Here is a 19,987-nt window from a genome sequence, read left to right as displayed (position 1 = left end):
CCTTTTAATAGCTCGGCATAGACCGCAGCAAACGTGAAAACTACTGGTTAAGGGAAAATATGCACAACGGCGTGATGAAGGCATGGCTCGAGTCTTCACACTTGGCTGGCGCCAATGCAACGTACGTAGAAGAACTCTATGAACTGTATCTAAGTGACCCAGATTCGGTAAGTGACGAATGGAGAAGTGTTTTTGAAGAACTGCCTGTGCAAGCTTCAGAGACAGTGGAACAACCACACTCTCGTGTTCGTGAATACTTCCGTCGACTCGCTCAAGAAACAAAGCATTACAGTGTCCAAGTTAGTGATCCAGATGTCGATGCGAAACAAGTAAAGGTTCTGCAACTAATTAATGCTTATCGATTCCGAGGGCATCAATCAGCAAATCTAGACCCCCTAGGTTTATGGAAAAGAGATACAGTTGAAGAGCTGGATCCTTCTTTCCACACTCTTACCGAAGATGACCTCAATGAGACGTTTAACGTCGGCTCTTACGCGATTGGCCAAGAGACGATGGTGCTTAAAGATTTATACAAATCTCTAAAGCAGACTTATTGTGGTTCTATTGGTGCTGAATACATGCACATGACAAATACAGAGCAAAAACGTTGGATTCAACAACGTTTAGAGTCTGTATCTGGTCAACCCTCTTTCAATAAAGAAGAAAAGCAAGCTTTCCTAGAAGAGCTAACTGCAGCTGAAGGTCTTGAGCGCTATCTTGGTGCGAAATTCCCAGGCGCGAAACGCTTCTCGTTGGAAGGTGGTGATGCGCTTATCCCAATGACGAAAGAAATTATTCGTCATGCTGGTGGGCAAGGCATGCGTGAAGTTGTTGTTGGTATGGCTCACCGTGGTCGTCTAAACATGTTGGTCAACGTGCTTGGTAAAAAGCCACAAGACCTGTTTGACGAATTTGCGGGCAAGCACGATGACACGTGGGGTACTGGTGATGTGAAATACCACCAAGGCTTCTCTGCGGACTTCGCAACGCCAGGCGGCAATGTTCACTTAGCACTTGCATTTAACCCATCTCACTTAGAAATCGTAAACCCGGTAGTTATCGGTTCAGTACGTGCACGTCAAGATCGCCTTGGTGATAGTGACGGTAGCCGTGTACTTCCAATCACTATCCACGGTGACTCAGCTATCGCTGGTCAGGGTGTAGTACAAGAGACGTTTAACATGTCTCAAGCTCGTGGTTTCTGTGTAGGTGGTACGGTTCGTATCGTTGTAAACAACCAAGTTGGTTTTACAACGTCTAACCCACGCGATACTCGTTCTACGATGTACTGTACTGATATCGCGAAGATGGTCCAGGCTCCGATTTTCCACGTTAACTCTGATGATCCAGAAGCGGTTGCGTTCGTTGCGCGTCTTGCATTGGATTACCGTAATACGTTTAAGCGTGATGTTGTTATTGATTTGGTTTGTTACCGTCGTCACGGTCACAATGAAGCCGATGAGCCGAATGCAACACAGCCTTTGATGTACCAAAAAATCAAGAAACATCCAACGCCACGTAAGCTTTATGCTGACGTGCTAATGGAGCGTGGTGAGTTTGGTATTGATACAGCAACTCAACTAGTTAACGAATATCGTGATGCACTTGATCACGGTGAAGTTGTGGTTAAAGAGTGGCGCCCAATGGCACTTCACTCTGTGGACTGGTCTCCTTACCTAGGTCACGACTGGAACATCGAATGGGATAACAAGATTGATATCGAGCGCCTGAAAGAGCTTGGTACCAAACTTTGCCAATACCCAGACAGCCATAAGCTGCAAAGCCGAGTCAATAAACTGTACAACGATCGTACTGCCATGGTGAATGGTGAGAAACAAGTCGATTGGGGTATGGCTGAAACTCTGGCATACGCAACACTGGTTGATGACGGTAAGCGTATTCGTATCTCTGGCCAAGATTCTGGTCGTGGTACGTTCTTCCACCGTCACTCAGTACTGCACAACCAATCAGATGCAAGCACGTATGTTCCTCTTGCGAACATTCATGACAAGCAAGGGCCATTCCAAGTGTTTGACTCGGTATTGTCTGAAGAAGCGGTACTGGCATTTGAGTATGGTTACGCAACAGCAGAGCCAAGCGGTCTAACCCTTTGGGAAGCACAATTTGGTGACTTCGCAAACGGTGCACAAGTTGTTATCGACCAATTTATTTCGTCAGGTGAGCAAAAGTGGGCACGTCTATGTGGTCTAACTATGCTGCTTCCTCACGGTTATGAAGGTCAAGGCCCAGAGCACTCTTCTGCACGTCTTGAGCGTTACCTTCAGTTATGTGCTGAACAAAACATGCAGGTTGTTGTTCCTTCAACACCAGCTCAGGTTTACCACATGATTCGCCGTCAGGTTGTTCGACCAATGCGTCGTCCTCTGATCGTAATGTCACCTAAGTCATTGCTTCGTCATCCTCTGTGTACTTCTTCTCTGGAAGATTTGGCAGAAGGTACGTTCCAACCAGCTATCGCAGAAATTGATGACCTGGCTCCTGAGAACGTAAAACGCGTCGTGTTCTGTTCAGGTAAGGTTTACTTTGACCTACTTGACCAAAGACGTAAGAACGAGCAAGACGATGTCGCTATTGTGCGTATTGAGCAACTTTACCCGTTCCCTTACGAGGACGTGAGAGCTGCAATTGCACAGTACACGAATGTAGTCGATTACGTTTGGTGTCAAGAAGAGCCACAAAACCAAGGTGCTTGGTACAGTAGCCAACATAATTTCCGAGCTGCTATCCCAGTGGGTGCTGATATTCAATACGCAGGTCGTCCTGCATCAGCATCACCAGCTGTTGGCTATATGTCGGTACACTTGAAACAACAAAAAGCGTTAGTTGACGACGCTTTGACCCTACTTAAGAACTAGAAGTAAAAGGAAAATACGCACATGACAATTGAAATTCTGGTTCCAGATTTACCTGAATCTGTGGCTGATGCAACAGTTGCTACTTGGCACAAAAAACCGGGCGAAGCGGTTGCACGTGATGAAGTCATTGTAGATATCGAAACTGATAAAGTAGTTCTAGAAGTACCGGCTCCTGAAGCGGGTGTTCTGGAAGCTATCATCGAAGAAGAAGGTGCTACAGTACTTTCTAAACAGCTTCTGGCTAAAATCAAGCCGGGTGCTGTCGCTGGTGAACCAACGAAAGATACAACTGAAGATACAGAAGCTTCTCCTGATAAGCGCCACAAAGCGGCTCTTACAGAAGAGAGCAACGACGCACTAAGCCCAGCTGTTCGTCGCTTGCTTGCAGAGCACAACCTACAACCAGCTGACGTTAAAGGCACTGGTGTTGGTGGTCGTATTACTCGTGAAGACATCGACGCACACCTAGCAGCAGCGAAAGCGGCTCCGGCAGCAGCATCTGCACCAGCAGTTGAAGCGCCAGCAGCAGCTCGTAGCCAAAAACGCGTACCTATGACTCGCCTACGTAAGACAGTGGCTAACCGTCTTCTAGAAGCGAAGAACAGCACAGCAATGCTGACGACTTTCAACGAAGTGAACATGAAGCCAATCATGGACCTTCGTAAGCAGTACAAAGACCAATTCGAGAAGCGTCACGACACGCGTCTTGGCTTCATGTCTTTCTACGTGAAAGCAGTAACAGAAGCGCTAAAACGTTTCCCAGAAGTGAACGCTTCTATCGACGGTACAGATATCGTTTACCACAACTACTTCGACATCAGCATGGCAGTATCAACGCCACGTGGTCTAGTAACTCCAGTACTGAAAGACTGTGACACACTAGGTTTCGCTGACATCGAAAAAGGCATCAAAGAGCTAGCAATCAAAGGTCGTGACGGCAAGCTAACTGTTGATGAGCTGATGGGCGGTAACTTCACTATCACAAACGGTGGTGTATTTGGTTCTCTAATGTCTACGCCAATCATCAACCCGCCTCAAGCGGCAATCCTGGGTATGCACAAAATCCAAGATCGTCCAATGGCTGTTGATGGCAAGGTAGAGATTCTACCAATGATGTACCTAGCGCTTTCTTACGACCACCGTCTAATCGATGGCCGTGAATCAGTTGGCTTCCTAGTGACTATCAAAGAGCTACTAGAAGATCCTGCACGTCTGCTATTAGACGTTTAGTATCGCTAAAACGTCTAGTTAGCCCAGTTAGCTAGACGTAAAAAGTTTCAAAGGCTAGGCTGCTCAACGTCTGGCCTTCACTTGAACTGTAAAGCCATTAGAAAATGGACAGCAGTTTATTTGAGAAGACCCTACAGACGTAACACAGGAAACTGTGTCGTTATGGAAATAATAATCCCTTAAGGGAAAATAAACGGAATATCAAAATGAATTTGCATGAATACCAAGCCAAACAGCTGTTTGCAGAATTCGGTTTGCCTGTACCAGAAGGTTTCGCATGTGATACTGCACAAGAAGCTTTCGAAGCTGCAGGTCGTATCAGTACAGCCAAGAAAGTCGTTAAGTGTCAAGTACACGCTGGTGGCCGCGGTAAAGCGGGCGGCGTAGAGCTACATGACACGAAAGAAGGCGTTAAAGAGTTTGCACAAAAGTGGCTAGGCAAAAACCTAGTAACTTACCAAACAGACGCTAATGGTCAGCCTGTAACAAAGATCCTAGTTGAAGAAGCATCGAACATTGCTAACGAACTTTACCTAGGTGCTGTTGTTGACCGTGCAACGCGCAAAATTGTATTCATGGCGTCAACTGAAGGCGGTGTGGACATTGAGAAAATCGCTGAAGAAACTCCAGAGTTGATTCACCAATCAGCGATCGATCCTCTAGTGGGTCCTCAAGCTTACCAAGGCCGTGAACTTGCGTTCAAACTTGGTCTAGTTGGCGATCAAATTAAACAGTTCGTTAAGATCTTCATGGGTCTTGGCCAAATGTTCTCTCAGTACGACCTAGCTCTACTAGAAATCAACCCGCTTGTAATTACTGGCGAAGGCAACCTGCTTTGTCTAGACGGCAAGATCAACATCGACTCAAACGCGATGTACCGTCAGCCTAAACTACGTGAAATGCACGATCCATCTCAAGAAGATGAGCGCGAAGCACACGCAGCACAGTGGGAACTGAACTACGTAGCACTAGATGGCAACGTTGGCTGTATGGTTAACGGTGCAGGCCTTGCGATGGGTACGATGGATATCGTAAACCTACACGGCGGCAAGCCAGCAAACTTCCTTGATGTAGGCGGCGGCGCGACAAAAGAACGTGTAGCTGAAGCATTCAAGATCATCCTTTCTGATGACAATGTTAAAGCAGTACTAGTAAACATCTTCGGTGGCATCGTTCGTTGTGACATGATCGCTGAAGGTATTATCGGTGCGGTTAAAGAAGTTGGCGTAACAGTTCCTGTAGTTGTTCGTCTAGAAGGTACTAACGCAGACCTAGGTCGCGAAGTACTTGCTAATTCTGATGTTGATATCATTGCAGCTGAATCTCTAACAGATGCTGCTCAGAAAGTTGTTGCTGCTGCGGAGGCGAAATAATGTCTGTATTAATTAACAAAGACACTAAAGTAATCTGTCAGGGTTTCACTGGCGGTCAAGGTACATTCCACTCAGACCAAGCTATCGCATACGGTACGCAAATGGTTGGTGGTGTTTCACCTGGTAAAGGTGGTCAAACTCACCTAGGCCTTCCAGTATTTAACACAGTACGCGAAGCAGTAGAAGTAACTGGCGCAACAGCAACAGTTATCTACGTACCAGCACCTTTCTGTAAAGATGCAATCCTAGAAGCGATTGATGCAGGTATCGAACTGATCGTAACGATCACTGAAGGTATCCCTACAACAGATATGATCGACGTTAAAGTGAAGCTAGAAGAAACTGGTGTTCGCATGATCGGTCCTAACTGTCCAGGTCTTATCACTCCAGATGAGTGTAAGATTGGTATCATGCCTGGTCATATCCACAAGAAGGGTAAAGTAGGTATCGTATCTCGTTCAGGTACTCTGACGTACGAAGCAGTTAAGCAAACAACAGATGAAGGCTTTGGTCAGTCTACATGTGTTGGTATCGGTGGTGACCCAATCCCAGGTTCAAACTTCATTGATATCCTAAAACTTTTCCAAGAAGACCCAGAGACTGAAGCAATCGTAATGATTGGTGAAATCGGTGGTACTGCGGAAGAAGAAGCGGCTGAGTTCATCAAAGCGAACGTAACTAAGCCAGTTGTTTCTTACATCGCTGGTGTTACTGCTCCTCCGGGTAAACGTATGGGCCACGCAGGCGCAATCATCTCTGGCGGTAAAGGTACTGCTGAAGATAAATTCGCAGCACTAGAAGCAGCAGGCGTTAAGACAGTTAAGTCTCTTGCTGACATCGGTAAAGGCCTACGTGAAATCACAGGTTGGTAATCAGCTAACTTTTATCGAATGAGATAGAAGCTAACTGAACGATATTAAAAAGGCTTGGTCACTGACCAAGCCTTTTTTGTATGTCTTCAATGATACGAGATACGAGACATGAATCGTATGACTACGCTCGGGTCTTCACCATCTGAGATAGCATAAACATCGCGGCTGCACTGATAACCACAGAAGGACCAGCCGGCGTGTCATAGAACCAAGACAGGCTTAATCCACCGAATACAGAGATAGAGCCAATAATCGATGCGAGGAAAGCCATCTGCTCAGGGGTATTGGAGAACTTCCTTGCTGTTGCTGCAGGAATAATCAGTAGTGATGTCATGATTAATGCACCCACAAACTTCATACCGACAGCAATCACGATACCAACAAGCAGCATCAAAATCAGACGCATTAAATCAATGTTGATGCCGTCAACAGCCGCGAGATCTTCGTTAACGGTTGTTGATAATAGTGGTCGCCAAAAGATAGCCAGTACCAGTCCAATTACAGCGGCACCAGCATAGATGAACACTAGATCAGTCGGAGATACCGCTAACAAGTCACCAAATAGGTAGCTCATCAGGTCAACACGAACATTGTCTAAGAAACTGACAGCAACCAAGCCAAGTGATAGCGCGCTGTGCGCCAAAATACCGAGTAGGGTATCCGTCGCGACCAGCTTTTGTTTTTGCAATGTCACGAGCAACACAGCCAGCATCAAACAACAGATCAGCAGTGCGAAGTACAAGTTAATGTTGAACAGGAAACCAAGCGCTAAGCCCATTAGAGAGGCGTGTGCAAGCGTGTCACCAAAGTAAGCCATCTTGCGCCACACTACGAACGAACCCAGTGGTCCAGCAATAAGAGCAATGCCTAAGCCTGCAAGAATAGAAGGTAGAAGAAACTCAAGCATTAGTGGTGATGTCCGTGTTTATGGTTGGAGCAGTCGTGCACATCCCCAGAAACTGGCTGGCCCGCCAAGTCATGGTGATGGTGGTCATGTTGGTGGTGGTAGAAAGCCAAACTTTCTTGAACCGCAGTACCAAATAGCGCGATATAAGAAGGGTGATGTTTAATATCAGCCGGTGCACCCGAACAACAGATGTGGTGATGCAAACAGATCACATCGTCGGTTTTTGCCATCACTAAATGCAAGTCGTGTGAAACCATAAACACAGCGCAACCAAAGCGGTGACGAATAGAATCTATCAGGTCGTAAAGATCGATTTGGCCTTGTACATCAACACCTTGTGCGGGTTCATCAAGAACAAGCAGATCGGGTCGTTTTAGTAGTGAGCGAGCGATCAGCACGCGTTGGTTTTCGCCACCAGACAGTTGGTGCATGTTACTTTTTATTAGGTGTTCAGCGCCCACTAGCATCAAAGATTCTAGAATTTCTTGTTTGCTGAATTTTCCGGTGAGCTTAAGAAAACGCTCTACATTAAGAGGTAGAGAGTCGTTCAACTTTAGCTTTTGAGGAACGTAACCAATTTTTAGTTTTTTTGATTTGGTGATCTTTCCGGAATATTTGTTCTGGAGCCCTAGTAGTACCTTAACTAAGGTTGATTTTCCCGCGCCATTTGGCCCAATTAGGGTAGTGATTCTGCCACGCTCTAAATTTAGAGAGATGTTGTCTAAAACTTTTCGACCGTCAAATTCGACGCTCACAGAATCTAGTTGGATTAAGTTATCCATGAATAGAACTCATTTGCAATTCGCTAATGTTATAATGTAACATTTACCTCAAGCCTAAGCTACTTTTCTATTATCGAGGGATTATGTCACGTTCATCTTTTATACTTGCTACTTTGCTTTTAGCGCCAAGTGTTGCAAGTGCCAATACTATTTTAACAAGTTTTAAACCAATTCAAATGATTGTGACGGAATTAACGCAAGGCGTTAGTGAACCGGGCGTGCTGATGAACAGCAACGCTTCGCCGCACGATTATGCGCTTAAGCCATCTGATGTGAAAAAAGTTCACAGTGCAGACATGGTGGTTTGGTTCGGTCCAGACCTAGAAGCTTTCTTGACGAAAGTGATTGGTTCAAAAGAGAACGTTATCCAGATCAGTGAGATCCCTGGCATTAACTTGAGAGAGTTCGGACATGAAGAGCATGATCACGATGCTCATGAAGGACATAATCACGGCAGCCATGACCCTCACTTCTGGTTAGGCATCGATCAAGTTGAGGTAGCAGCAAAATACATCTCAGCGAAGTTGATTGAATCTGATCCTGACAACGCAATGGCGTATCAAGAGAACTTAGATTCATTCTTGATTACTCTGAAAGAAAAACAGCAGTCAATTCGCGAGCAACTTGCGCCAGTAAAAGATAAAGGTTACTACGTGTTCCATGATGCGTATGGCTACTTTGAGCAAGAGTTTGAGTTGAATAACCTAGGTCACTTCACGGTAAGCCCTGAACGTAAACCGGGTGCAAAAAGCCTAATTGCTATCAAGAAAACCTTAGTACGTGAGAATGTTCAGTGTGTCTTCTCTGAGCCTCAGTTTACGCCTGCTGTCATCGAATCAGTGACTCGCGGAAGCAATGCGAAGCAAGGTCAACTTGATCCAATCGGTTCAACGGTTGAAGTGAAGAGCGGAAGTTATTTCGATTTTCTTCAACAAGTTACAGACAGCTACACGAGCTGCCTAAGTGCTAAGTAATCGCTAGAGAGTATTCCTTACTCTACTTTGCTCTCGTTAATTTATGAATCATGCCGCTTTTTGCGGCATTTTCGTGACCGCTAAGATAAAACCTTCCAACAAATCGCAAACCTCCTTTCCCCTTTGTTAATTTCCGCTAAAATAGAAAGATAATAATAAGCACAAAAAAACTCAGTTTTTGTTTAAGCAACGTTAGGTCGTTGTGGTTAACGAAACTTCACGTGTTGTTGCTGTTCAGGATTAAAAGTTGTATCAGATTATCTTCAGAATGTTCATGTTAATGAGCATTTCATTTAGCGTTCTTGCGGTAAATACATCACCTTCAGTTTTCTACCCTTTGCCTGTTCAAGCGCAAGGGAACTTTCTTGCGGCCAAAAATCTATATCTCGGTGCCGGAGGTGGACTTTGGGTTCATGATGTTCATGGAAAAGTACTTTTTTATGATGGTCGAACTCTGCTTCCGAGAAAGGGCAGTTTGTTGCAGTTTTCCTCTGAAAACGTGGCGTTCCTGAATGATGAGTTTTGGACTTTTTTCGATAATGAAGTGTACCGACACAGTCCGGGCATTGGTAACGAACTGGCGTTTAGCTTAAGCCCAGGCGCTGAGATCTCAAACATAGGTGCATCGGGCGATTATATATGGGTGACCGATGGCAGTAATTTTTACACCTACAATACTCAAACCTTAGAATTTAATACCTACTCATTGCTTAAGTTGTATCGTTACAACAACAGCAGTGACATTTCGATCAATGACGCTGAGTGGGTGCTATCAAAATGGGTACTCGCGACCAGTTCAGGCGTTTACCTTTCTGAAAATCAAGAATTTACCCATGTAACAGCCTCAGAGAAGAATCACATAGAGACGGTCTATTTTTCGAATGCGAGACGTGAGTTAGTGATTGGCACCTTGAAGGGGGCGGTGATCGTCGATCTTGCGAATCCAGACAAAGAGGTAAAAGTCAGTGGCTCTCATGTTCTTTCACTGGCTGAAACCTCAGGCCAATATTGGATTGGTACCGAGCATGGCTTGATCAGCTACAACTTTATTACGGGTCACATTACGCGATTCGAACAAGCGACTAACCAAGACTTCTCGTTACCGGGTGAGAAAATTTACTCATTAATTAACGACCACGCTGGTGGCATGTGGGTGGCGACTAATAATGGTATCCGCTACTTCTCACTTTTCAGTAAGACGTTCTCAAGAACACCATTAACCGGAATGGGGATGCACTCGAGCAGTGTGGTGATCAACAAAGTGCAACCTGTTAGTGACCACTTATCTTGGGTTGCTTCTTCAATGGGGCTCTATTTTGTCGATTCTCAAAGCGAAGAGCGCCCGGTTCGTGTCTATTCGAATTCAGTACAGGATTTCGTCATCTTTGGATCTTCAATTTGGTTGGCGACCGAAGAAGGCATTATTAGCTTTAATACAGAAACACTAGAACCTGAAGCACTCGATTTACCGAGAGCGATTGACGGGGTACATGTTGAAAATTTTGCGTTGCAATCTAACAACCTGCTTTGGATGACCTCTGGGCAGAACCTTTATTCTCTTTCCGTTGATACGATGAATTTAACGGGCTATGGCATTGATTGGTTAGTCGATAAATTTTTGCCAGCCAAAATCACCGATCTCAATATAGGGTTGCAAGGTCGAGTCTATATAGGCACAGACCACGGTTTCTATTCTTTTATTGATAAGCGAATCAGCTTTAGTCGCTCAAGCGAACGATTTGGCAAAGTCGTCGATATTGAAAAAGCGAAAGATGGGGCTCAATGGTTCGCAGGTAGTTACGGTGTGTATCGAATTCCATATGACAGTTCAGCGATTCAAGAAATCACCCTCGTTGAAGATAATATCAGCCCTAACTGTTTGATCAGCGATGACAATGGCGTGTGGTTAGGGTCTTCGAAAGGCATCAGTTACTACGGTTTAGATGGTCGACTGCATAAACACATCGGTTCTCCTTTTGGATTGATTACCAACGAACTGGCGGAAGGTGCATGTGCGTTGTTTTACAGTGAAGAGAGTCAATCTTCACGACTCGTTTTAGGCTCAAAGTATGGTGTGGTGAGTGCATTATCGAATGAGCTATTGGTATCCACGACCCCTCATAGTCGCGCGTTGCTGAGTAAGATTAGCGTAGACCAACAAACGGTATCCTTGGGTGGTAAGACTGCCGACTTAGCTGAGATCCCTTATGGTTCATCGATTGGCTTCAAGTTGGGTATTTTGCCTGCGACTTTTGCTCCTGCTATGGAGTATCGATTGAGCGACGATGAACCTTGGAGTGAGTTTGAAGGTGGCTTGTTAACGCTCGATCATCTTCTTCCTGGGGATTACACACTTGAAGTAAAGCCAGTGAAGGACTCCCATTACCGTTTCGTCTCAACCAATCAAAGTTTCTCGATTGCAGAACCTTGGTATCTGAGTAATTGGGCGGCAGCGAGCTCTCTTATCTTGCTCATCTGTGTAGTGACCATCTTGGTTTTTTGGCGTTCCCGTTATGTTACTTTTGCCAACAGGCACTTAAAGGCGCAAGTTGCACTAAAAACGGATCAGCTGAGACATCAGAGTCGTATCTTGTTGACGACCAATCAACAGCTGAAAAAGCAGCTATCGGTTAAAAATGCGCTTGTGTCTCACACCGCTAAAGAGCTGTCTTCTGAAGTGAATAATATCGCGGCCATGCTCCCGAATTGGAATGATGAACAAGGGAAGTCACCTATCTTAACCTTGAAGAATGGCTTAGCTCAGTTGAGTAATAGCCAACAAGGTGAGGGCGCGGTTTGTTATGACATGATTTTAATCTTGGAATCGGTGCTTAAGGCTTGGAAAGATGATTTAGCGAAAGCCGGCATTGAACTGGACATTAAAGTTGAGACTAAGCAGCGACATGTCTCCTTGTTGTATTTTAATCTCGATATAATCTTCAATAGCCTAGTAGCGAGCATCATCAAACGTAACTTTAAGTCGCAGAGCATGGTTGTGCTAGTTGAAGAGGTGAAAGGACACCTTGTTGTCACGATTCGAGATCATGGGATGCCTTTTCCCAAATTAGCGTCAAGCATCAGTGATAACAACGGTAAGTCGACCGACCTTAATATTGAGAAGCTTCCTTTATTGATGAATCAGAGCGGTGGTGAGTTGAACGCCTTTGTGTCTGATTCTCAGAACAAGGTTCAGCTTTCTTGGCCTATTGAATATCAGATGTTGGATGACCTTGAAGCAAGTACCATAGAACAGATTGAAACCATTAAGCTTGCTGCTTCAACACCAGAGCAACAAAAGCTGACCGCTGAACAAGAATGGAAGAATAAAGTGTCGCAGCTTGTTAGTGAACACTACGCTGATGCAGAGTTCGGCACTGCAACTGCTGCTAAGTATCTGTTCATGTCGGAGAGAAGTTTACAGAGGCGCTTTAAGTTGGCTTATAACAAGACCTTTAAAGAACACTTGAATGAAGTGCGCCTCGAACATGCGTGTGAGCGACTCCTTGCAGGAGAGAAGATCTCAGATGTTGCGTTTGACTCGGGCTTCAATGACCCTTCTTACTTTAGCCAAAGGTTTAAGCATCACTTTGGTATGTCTCCGTCTAAGTTTGCTGAAAACAACGAAGAGTAGCTCACTGCGGGATTCACTCTACTTTCACATCGATAAAGATACTCTAAGCCTCGACATTAGTGTCGGGGCTTTTTTATGCTCCTACGAGATACGAGATACGAGATACGAGATACGAGATACGAGATACGAGATACGAGATACGAGATACGAGATACGAGATACGAGATAACGAGATAACGAGAGTTTAGAAATATGTTTGGGATAAACAAGAGGAAGAAAAAAAATATCGTGGTATAGCCGGGGGGACTATACCACGGGTGCCAAAGACACCTTCGCTTGCTGCCGGAGTGATATGGCAAGCCACATCACCTCTGGAATAAAATTAAAGAGAAGGAGTTTCTCTTCGATGGAGTAACTATACGTTCAGGTACTTATTTTACTTATAAAATTAACGACAGATGGTCATGAGAAAACCGACATTATTTTAAGTTGTTGATAATCAATAGCTTTATTGTGATTTGAGTGGTTCGTACTAGTGAGATAGTTCTCGTTGCTTGTTGAAAGTAACGTTTTTGACGTAAACGTTTTTAACGAAATTTACGAGCATGTATTTTCGAAAACATTGATTTCACACAATGGAATTGTGGTCATGTATGTGTATCATGCTCGTAATAACAATCTTTCTCATTATCAGTCACGAATTGGGTACTTATGAAACTCTCACAACTAGAGCAAGGCAAAGCGGCTTCTATTGTTGCACTAACAGGTTTAACACCAGAAGTTAGAAAGAAACTTATGGTCATGGGCATGTTGCCAAAAACCGAGGTGACGTTGATTCGCCGTGCACCTATGGGTGATCCGCTTCAAGTTGAAGTGAGAGGGGTTTCAATCGCCATTCGTGAAAGCATCGCAGAACAAATCGAGGTTATCTAAATGGATTATCAAGTTCTAACCGTTGGTAACCCGAATAGTGGTAAAACAACATTATTTAATGCACTGACTGGCGCTAAACAGCATGTTGGTAACTGGGTTGGTGTAACCGTAGAAAAGAAGACGGGCGTATATTCGCACGCTGGTGATCAGTTCCAGCTTACCGACTTACCAGGTATCTACGCACTAGACAGTGGTAATGACGCGAACAGCATCGATGAGTCGATAGCATCTCGCGCCGTTCTTACTCATCCGGCAGACGTGATCATCAATGTGGTAGACGCAAGCTGTCTGGAACGAAGCTTATACATGACATTACAACTGCGAGAATTGGGTCGCCCAATGATCGTGGTATTGAATAAAATGGACGTACTAAAGCGTGAGCGTCAAGTGATTAACCTTAAAGCGCTTGAGAAAGAGCTTGGTTGTCCAGTATTAAGCTTGTCTGCAAACGACAAAGGCCAAGTGGTTCGCTTTAAAGAACGCCTACATAAATTGCTTGTTCAAGGTGTGAGCCTTGATCCTATCTCTATTGATTACGACGCAGCATTAGAAGCTCTTATCCCTTCTGTTGAATCACAATTTGATGATGCTGACGTTTCTCACCGAGCTCTGGCTATTCGTGCTTTAGAAAATGATTACTTGGTCTTGAATGGACTGGCTCCTCAAACTCGTACTCAGATTGATGGCGTACGTCTTGGTGCTGACTTTGATATTGACCTTGCAGTCGCTGACGCGAAATACACATTCTTACATGACCTTTGTAAACGTGTTCGTCGCAGCGAAGGTAAGCTAAGCCGCAACTTCACAGAAAAAGCAGACCAATTCATTCTGAACAAGTGGGTCGGTATTCCTTTCTTCTTTGTGATCATGTACCTAATGTTCATGTTCTCTATCAATATCGGTAGTGCGTTTATCGACTTCTTTGATATCGGTGTTGGGGCAATCTTGGTTGATGGTGGACATCACTTACTAGATGGTCACTTGCCTGTTTGGCTAGTCACTATATTGGCTGATGGTATCGGTGGTGGTATTCAAACCGTTGCAACCTTCATTCCGGTTATTGCAGCTCTTTACTTGTTCTTAGCAGTGCTTGAAAGCTCAGGCTATATGGCGCGTGCGGCATTTGTACTTGATAAAGTAATGCAGAAGATTGGTTTACCGGGCAAAGCGTTTGTCCCACTGGTGCTTGGTTTTGGCTGTAACGTACCTTCAATCATGGCAACTCGTACTCTTGACCAAGAACGCGAACGTAAACTGGCTGCATCAATGGCACCGTTTATGTCATGTGGTGCTCGTCTTCCGGTATACGCACTGTTTGCCGCTGCATTCTTCCCAGGTGCTGGACAAAACGTGGTATTCGCTCTGTACATCATGGGTATTGTTGCTTCTGTGTTTACGGGTCTGTTCCTTAAGAACACCATATACCCGGGTAGCAGCGATAGCTTGGTAATGGAAATGCCAGATTACGAATTGCCGACAGTGCAAAACGTGATGCTAAAAACATGGCAAAAACTGAAGCGTTTTGTACTTGGCGCAGGTAAAACAATTGTAATGGTTGTGGCAATCCTGAGCTTCCTAAACTCGCTAGGTATGGATGGCAGTTTTGGTAACGAAGACAGCGAGAACTCTGTGTTGTCTAAAGCGGCACAAGTCGTGACTCCGGTATTCCAACCAATTGGTATTACTGAAGAAAACTGGCCTGCGACGGTTGGTATCATTACAGGTATCTTCGCAAAAGAAGCCGTTGTAGGTACATTAAACAGCCTATACACAACGCCTTCTGGTGAAGAAGCGGCTGAATTTGATTTAGCAGCAAGCTTGCAAGAAGCGGTGATGACGATTCCTGAAAACTTGTCTGGTCTGAGCTACTCAGATCCACTAGGTATTGAAGTGGGTGATTTATCAGACTCTGGCTCAGTGGCTGAAGATCAAGAAGTCGATTCATCTATCTTTGGTAACCTGAAGGACAAGTTTGTTTCTGGTCATGCGGCATTCGCTTACTTGATTCTTATCCTGCTTTACACGCCTTGTGTTGCTGCGATGGGTGCTTACGTACGTGAGTTTGGCCAGACGTTTGCACGCTTCATTGCGGTTTGGACAATGGCGCTTGGCTACTTCGGTGCGACCTTCTATTACCAAGCAGCAAACTTTGCTGCGCACCCAGTGACAAGCGCTGTGTGGATGGTGGTAATTGCTGGTGGCTTTGTGGTGACATATCGCGTGTTCAAGAAAATTGGTAACAAGCAGAAAGCGCTAGAGGTGCAAGTCGTATGATCTTAACTGAACTTCATCAATACATAGACAGCCAAGGTGTCGCGGCTCGTAAAGAACTCGCTGCAAAGTTTGGCATGAGTGAAGATGGCGTCGATGCGATGCTGGGTGTGTGGGTCAAGAAAGGGAAAATTTCTCGCTTGGTTGATACTAACAAGCATGGCCATACAACGCGCATTCGCTACACAATCAGCAAACAAGATGGCCTGTCGCTTAACGTGATGATGTAGTTCAGAGCTGCATACACTCGTTGAGAACGGCGAGGTTAGAAAGTTAAAAAGCCGCTTATCTATTATAGATAAGCGGCTTTTTGTTATGTGTCTTTTCTGAACTCTCTGGTTTGAAGCTTAACGAGAGACTCGAATTACGCTTTCTTGAAGATAGAGCTCAGTGATAGCACATTTTGAATACGAGTCAGGATAGCGGCTTGATCTTCTTCACTGCGTTGTTCGCCTTTGGTGTTACCCCATACAGGGCCTGGCCACGCCACATCATCTTTGAAACGTGCGATATGGTGGATGTGTAGTTGTGGCACCATGTTCCCCAGTGCGCCCAGGTTGAGCTTATCTGGTTGGAACGTTGCTTCTAGTGCTTGGCTTACCGCTTGAGACTCATGTAAGAACTGCTGTTGTTCTTTCATTGGTAAGTGGTGCAGCTCTTTTAGGTTGGCACGTTTTGGTACCAGAATAACCCAAGGCACAGCGTTGTCTTTGTGCAGTAGCGCAAGGCTAAGAGGGAATTCGCCAATAACGGTGGTGTCTTTTGCCAATTGAGGATGAAGTTCGAAGCTCATGATCTTTCCAATTAGTTGTTTTAGTTGAGTATAAGGTTGGAACAGATATGTGGCTAGCGCTTCGCTCTCAATAAGCAGATTCCCTATCACGTTCGTCCCTCACTGTAGGGAATGACGGTTGGGGGATAGTGACAACGAATTGGTTTGTTGGTGTTGCGTGCTTTTCGGGGATTCACTATCACGTCCGTACCCACTGTTGTGAGTAACGGTTTGGGAAATTGATAGCGATCTGGTGTGGCTTGATTGCGTATCCTTGATGCTGTCTTGGATTCACGACACCTATTCCCGTCATCTCCTAGAGCGACGAAGGAGCGTAATAGGAGATCTCTTACAGTGGAGGTCTGCGGGTAGCAGAGCTTGCTAAACAAACGTAGTCTCCAGATAAAACAAAAGGTTGACGCTTTCACGTCAACCTTTCTAATTATCTCGAATCTCGAATCTCGAATCTCGAATCTCGAATCGCTTACATGCGCTCTAGAGTATCGATACCTAGAAGCGATAGACCTTGCTTGATGGTCTTCGCAGTTAGTGCAGCAAGCTTCAGACGGCTTTGCTTAACAGCTTCGTCTTCAGCAACTAGGATAGGGCATGCTTCATAGAAGCTAGAGAATTGACCTGCTAGTTCGAATAGGTAGCTACACATGATGTGTGGTTGACCTTCACGAGCAACAGACTGTACCGCTTCTTCGAATTGTAGAAGTTTCGCGATAAGTGCTTTCTCTTTCTCTTCAGTGATTTTGATTTCACCTTCAAGAGAGTCCATAGAAACGCCAGCTTTAGCGAATACAGAAGCAACACGAGTGTACGCGTACTGCATGTACGGTGCTGTGTTACCTTCAAACGCAAGCATGTTGTCCCAATCGAACACGTAATCAGTAGTACGGTGCTTAGAAAGGTCTGCGTACTTAACCGCTGCCATTGCAACTGTGTTCGCGATCGCTTTCTTCTCGTCTTCTGCTAGTTCTGGGTTCTTAGATTCGATCAGTTGTGCTGCACGAACTTCAGCTTCATCAAGAAGGTCAGCTAGACGAACCGTACCGCCTGCGCGAGTCTTGAATGGCTTACCGTCTTTACCTAGCATCATGCCGAACGCGTGGTGCTCAAGAGAAACAGATTCTGGGATGTAACCTGCTTTACGAACGATAGTCCAAGCTTGCATTAGGTGCTGGTGTTGACGTGAGTCGATGAAGTAAAGAACGCGGTCTGCGCCTAGTTCTTCAAAACGGTATTTAGCACAAGCAATGTCGGTTGTTGTGTAAAGGAAACCGCCGTCGCGCTTCTGGATGATAACGCCCATTGGGTCGCCATCTTTGTTTTTGTACTCGTCTAGGAATACAACTTGTGCGCCGTCATCTTCTTTAGCAAGACCTTGTTCTTTCAGATCCGCAACGATAGTTGGAAGCATGTGGTTGTACATGCTTTCGCCCATTACGTCATCACGTGTTAGAGACACGTTTAGACGATCGTAGTTACGTTGGTTTTGAATCATTGTTACGTCAACAAGCTTCTTCCACATCTCTGCGCAGAACTCGTCGCCGCTTTGCAGTTTAACAACGTAGCCACGTGCTTTAACTGCGAACTCTTCGTCTTCGTCGTAAAGCTTTTTAGATTCACGGTAGAAGCCTTCAAGGTCAGCAAGTTCCATTGAAACTTCACCAGACTCAGCCTGAACGCGCTCAAGGTTTGCGATAAGCATACCGAATTGAGTACCCCAGTCACCGATGTGGTTAGCACGGATAACGTTGTGGCCTAGGAATTCTAGAGTACGAACAACGGCATCACCGATGATAGTTGAACGTAGGTGGCCAACGTGCATTTCTTTAGCAACGTTTGGCGCAGAGTAATCCGCAACAATAGTTTGCGTTTCAGCAACTGCTACACCAAGGCGAGAGTCAGCCAATGCTGCGTCTGCTTGTTTTGCTAGGAAAGCTTCATCTAGGAAGATGTTTAGGAAACCCGGACCTGCGATTTCAACTTTAGACGCGATACCGTCTAGGTTTAGAACGTCCAATACTTTTTGAGCAAATTCTCGTGGGTTAGTGCCTAGTCGTTTAGCAACGCCCATAACGCCGTTTGCTTGGTAGTCACCAAACTGTGGTTTTGCAGATTGACGAACAGCAGCAGGAGAGCCTGCAGGTGCGCCAGCGGCTTCTAGAGCCTGAGATACTTTGTCATTAATAAGTGCTTGGATATTCACACGCGTTTCCTTCAATTCAAGGATGATAAGAGTGGCCGTTAATTCTTGGTCATTAAATTGGTTAATTATGCTTCTAGTTAACGATTTAATGCCAAAATCAGCAGCAGACTCTGTTTAAGTTCACAGAAATGGCGGTAATCATACCAATTTTGTGCGGTTTCTTATAGGTCGAATTGATAGAAAATTAACATTTCCTCAGGGGTTTTTGACAAACAACTTTTGCCAAGCCGAGTTTGAATGTTTAAGGAGTCGAATGAGCATACTTATTGAGTATCTTTTGCAAAAGCAACGCTTGTTGAAGAAAGCAAAACTGATAACATGCTGCCATTAATTGGAGAACACAGACAATGACGATGAGCCTCAAGCAAGCCGAACTCGAACCACAACAAATGATTGCCCGCCTTGATACGTTTATGGCGAAAATTGAGAACCTAGGAAATACATTGGGTTTGGATTTAAGCTTTGCTCAAGCGGATCATATTGCGCTCAGAATCAATGAAACTGAACTGGCGAAATCTGCGCATCAAGCATGGTCTGAATATGGTTCTACGATTTCAGAGGCGATGATCAACGGTCGCCCAATTGTGGTGTTGGCTTTCGATGAACCACTGCAAAGCCTTGGTTGGAAGATTGAATGCTTAGAGTTGCCATACCCAGCTGAAGGCAAGATTTACCCGAGCCAAGATTGGGAACATGTTGAGTTCGTGATTCCTTCTCACGCACAAACGGCTGATGAATATTTAGCGGATCTTAAAGAGACTTACCCACTGTTCGCGATTAAGTTCGACTCTTTGGCGGAGCAAGGTATTAAGATCAAACTCTCTAGCCCGAAAGGCGAGGGCGAACGTTTGAATAACCCAACGGTTGCATTCAAGCATCAAGGAATTTGCATCAAGCTGCATCCACATTCGTTGAAGAAGATTGTGGAGTCAGAGCAGGCTTAGCTTAAGGTTGTTCAAAGAAGAGATTCCTGATCTCGCTTAGGCTCGTCGGAATGACGGACTATTGGTTTTCAACTTTAAATGTTTTTCCAAAGCTTGAGTGAAGTCAAAGGATCAGATCTCTTTTCTGGTTCTCTATGATTCTATGGGTGGGCTCCAAGCGTTACTGGACAATACGACGTCATTCCCGATAGCGACGAAGGAGCGTGGTCGGGAATCTCATAAAGCTAGTTTGATCATCAGATACAAAAAAACGCGCAATGGCTT

14 protein-coding genes are annotated in these 19,987 nt (G+C 45.0%); 10 read left to right on the top strand and 4 right to left on the bottom strand.

What is annotated here, in order from left to right; all coding sequences use genetic code 11:
- Positions 1–59 precede the first annotated feature (59 nt).
- From sucA to sucD, 4 genes are all read left to right on the top strand, one after another.
- Positions 60–2,876 carry a 2-oxoglutarate dehydrogenase E1 component gene (sucA, locus tag FLM53_RS03580; RefSeq protein WP_017630648.1) on the top strand — a complete coding sequence of 939 codons (2,817 nt, stop codon included), beginning with the start codon at positions 60–62 and terminating at the stop codon, positions 2,874–2,876.
- A gap of 21 nt (positions 2,877–2,897) precedes the next feature.
- Positions 2,898–4,106: a 2-oxoglutarate dehydrogenase complex dihydrolipoyllysine-residue succinyltransferase gene (gene odhB, locus FLM53_RS03575; protein WP_009847318.1), complete on the top strand. Its 1,209-nt coding sequence runs from the start codon at positions 2,898–2,900 to the stop codon at positions 4,104–4,106.
- A gap of 206 nt (positions 4,107–4,312) precedes the next feature.
- Positions 4,313–5,479 (top strand): ADP-forming succinate--CoA ligase subunit beta, encoded by a 1,167-nt coding sequence (gene sucC / locus FLM53_RS03570; protein WP_010436793.1) that lies wholly within the window; start codon positions 4,313–4,315, stop codon positions 5,477–5,479.
- The gene (gene sucD / locus FLM53_RS03565) at positions 5,479–6,351 is read left to right on the top strand and encodes a succinate--CoA ligase subunit alpha (RefSeq protein ID WP_004734209.1); all 873 of its coding nucleotides are present in this window, start codon (positions 5,479–5,481) and stop codon (positions 6,349–6,351) included. The genes sucC and sucD overlap by 1 nt, the downstream gene beginning before the upstream one ends.
- A 121-nt stretch (positions 6,352–6,472) precedes the next feature.
- Here the strand turns inward: sucD and znuB are convergent, their stop codons facing one another.
- Both znuB and znuC read right to left on the bottom strand, forming a co-directional pair.
- Positions 6,473–7,258, bottom strand: coding sequence for a zinc ABC transporter permease subunit ZnuB (gene znuB, locus FLM53_RS03560; RefSeq protein ID WP_017630651.1), 786 nt, complete (start codon positions 7,256–7,258; stop codon positions 6,473–6,475).
- Positions 7,258–8,040, bottom strand: coding sequence for a zinc ABC transporter ATP-binding protein ZnuC (znuC, locus tag FLM53_RS03555; protein ID WP_176680246.1), 783 nt, complete (start codon positions 8,038–8,040; stop codon positions 7,258–7,260). The genes znuB and znuC overlap by 1 nt, the downstream gene beginning before the upstream one ends.
- Before the next feature lie 83 nt (positions 8,041–8,123).
- Here znuC and znuA point away from each other — a divergent pair, with 83 nt between their 5' ends.
- From znuA to FLM53_RS03530, 5 genes are all read left to right on the top strand, one after another.
- A complete protein-coding gene (gene znuA, locus FLM53_RS03550; protein ID WP_176680245.1) occupies positions 8,124–9,014 on the top strand; it encodes a zinc ABC transporter substrate-binding protein ZnuA in 891 nt (296 codons plus the stop codon).
- Between the two features lie 247 nt (positions 9,015–9,261).
- Positions 9,262–12,645 carry a helix-turn-helix domain-containing protein gene (locus tag FLM53_RS03545; protein ID WP_176680244.1) on the top strand — a complete coding sequence of 1,128 codons (3,384 nt, stop codon included), beginning with the start codon at positions 9,262–9,264 and terminating at the stop codon, positions 12,643–12,645.
- Positions 12,646–13,296: 651 nt separating this feature from the next.
- The gene (locus FLM53_RS03540) at positions 13,297–13,518 is read left to right on the top strand and encodes a FeoA family protein (protein ID WP_008221191.1); all 222 of its coding nucleotides are present in this window, start codon (positions 13,297–13,299) and stop codon (positions 13,516–13,518) included.
- Positions 13,519–15,792, top strand: coding sequence for a Fe(2+) transporter permease subunit FeoB (gene feoB / locus FLM53_RS03535; RefSeq protein ID WP_176680243.1), 2,274 nt, complete (start codon positions 13,519–13,521; stop codon positions 15,790–15,792).
- Complete coding sequence (locus tag FLM53_RS03530) at positions 15,789–16,019, top strand: FeoC-like transcriptional regulator (RefSeq protein WP_017630655.1); 231 nt, start codon at positions 15,789–15,791, stop codon at positions 16,017–16,019. Before feoB ends, FLM53_RS03530 begins: the two co-directional genes overlap by 4 nt.
- A 134-nt stretch (positions 16,020–16,153) precedes the next feature.
- Here the strand turns inward: FLM53_RS03530 and FLM53_RS03525 are convergent, their stop codons facing one another.
- Together FLM53_RS03525 and argS are read right to left on the bottom strand one after the other, a co-directional pair.
- Positions 16,154–16,582 (bottom strand): HIT domain-containing protein, encoded by a 429-nt coding sequence (locus tag FLM53_RS03525; protein WP_176680242.1) that lies wholly within the window; start codon positions 16,580–16,582, stop codon positions 16,154–16,156.
- A 463-nt stretch (positions 16,583–17,045) separates the two neighbouring features.
- Positions 17,046–18,779 carry an arginine--tRNA ligase gene (argS, locus tag FLM53_RS03520; RefSeq protein ID WP_017633387.1) on the bottom strand — a complete coding sequence of 578 codons (1,734 nt, stop codon included), beginning with the start codon at positions 18,777–18,779 and terminating at the stop codon, positions 17,046–17,048.
- Between the two features lie 347 nt (positions 18,780–19,126).
- Between argS and FLM53_RS03515 the strand changes: the two genes are divergently transcribed.
- Positions 19,127–19,723 carry a VOC family protein gene (locus FLM53_RS03515; protein WP_176680241.1) on the top strand — a complete coding sequence of 199 codons (597 nt, stop codon included), beginning with the start codon at positions 19,127–19,129 and terminating at the stop codon, positions 19,721–19,723.
- Positions 19,724–19,987: the final 264 nt, after the last annotated feature.

The sequence above is a fragment of the Vibrio sp. Scap24 genome (genome assembly GCF_013394185.1).
In the GTDB taxonomy this organism is placed as follows: domain Bacteria; phylum Pseudomonadota; class Gammaproteobacteria; order Enterobacterales; family Vibrionaceae; genus Vibrio; species Vibrio pomeroyi.
The sequence above is the reverse complement of the archived record's forward strand: the minus strand, read 5'-3'. Positions and strand labels throughout refer to the sequence as shown.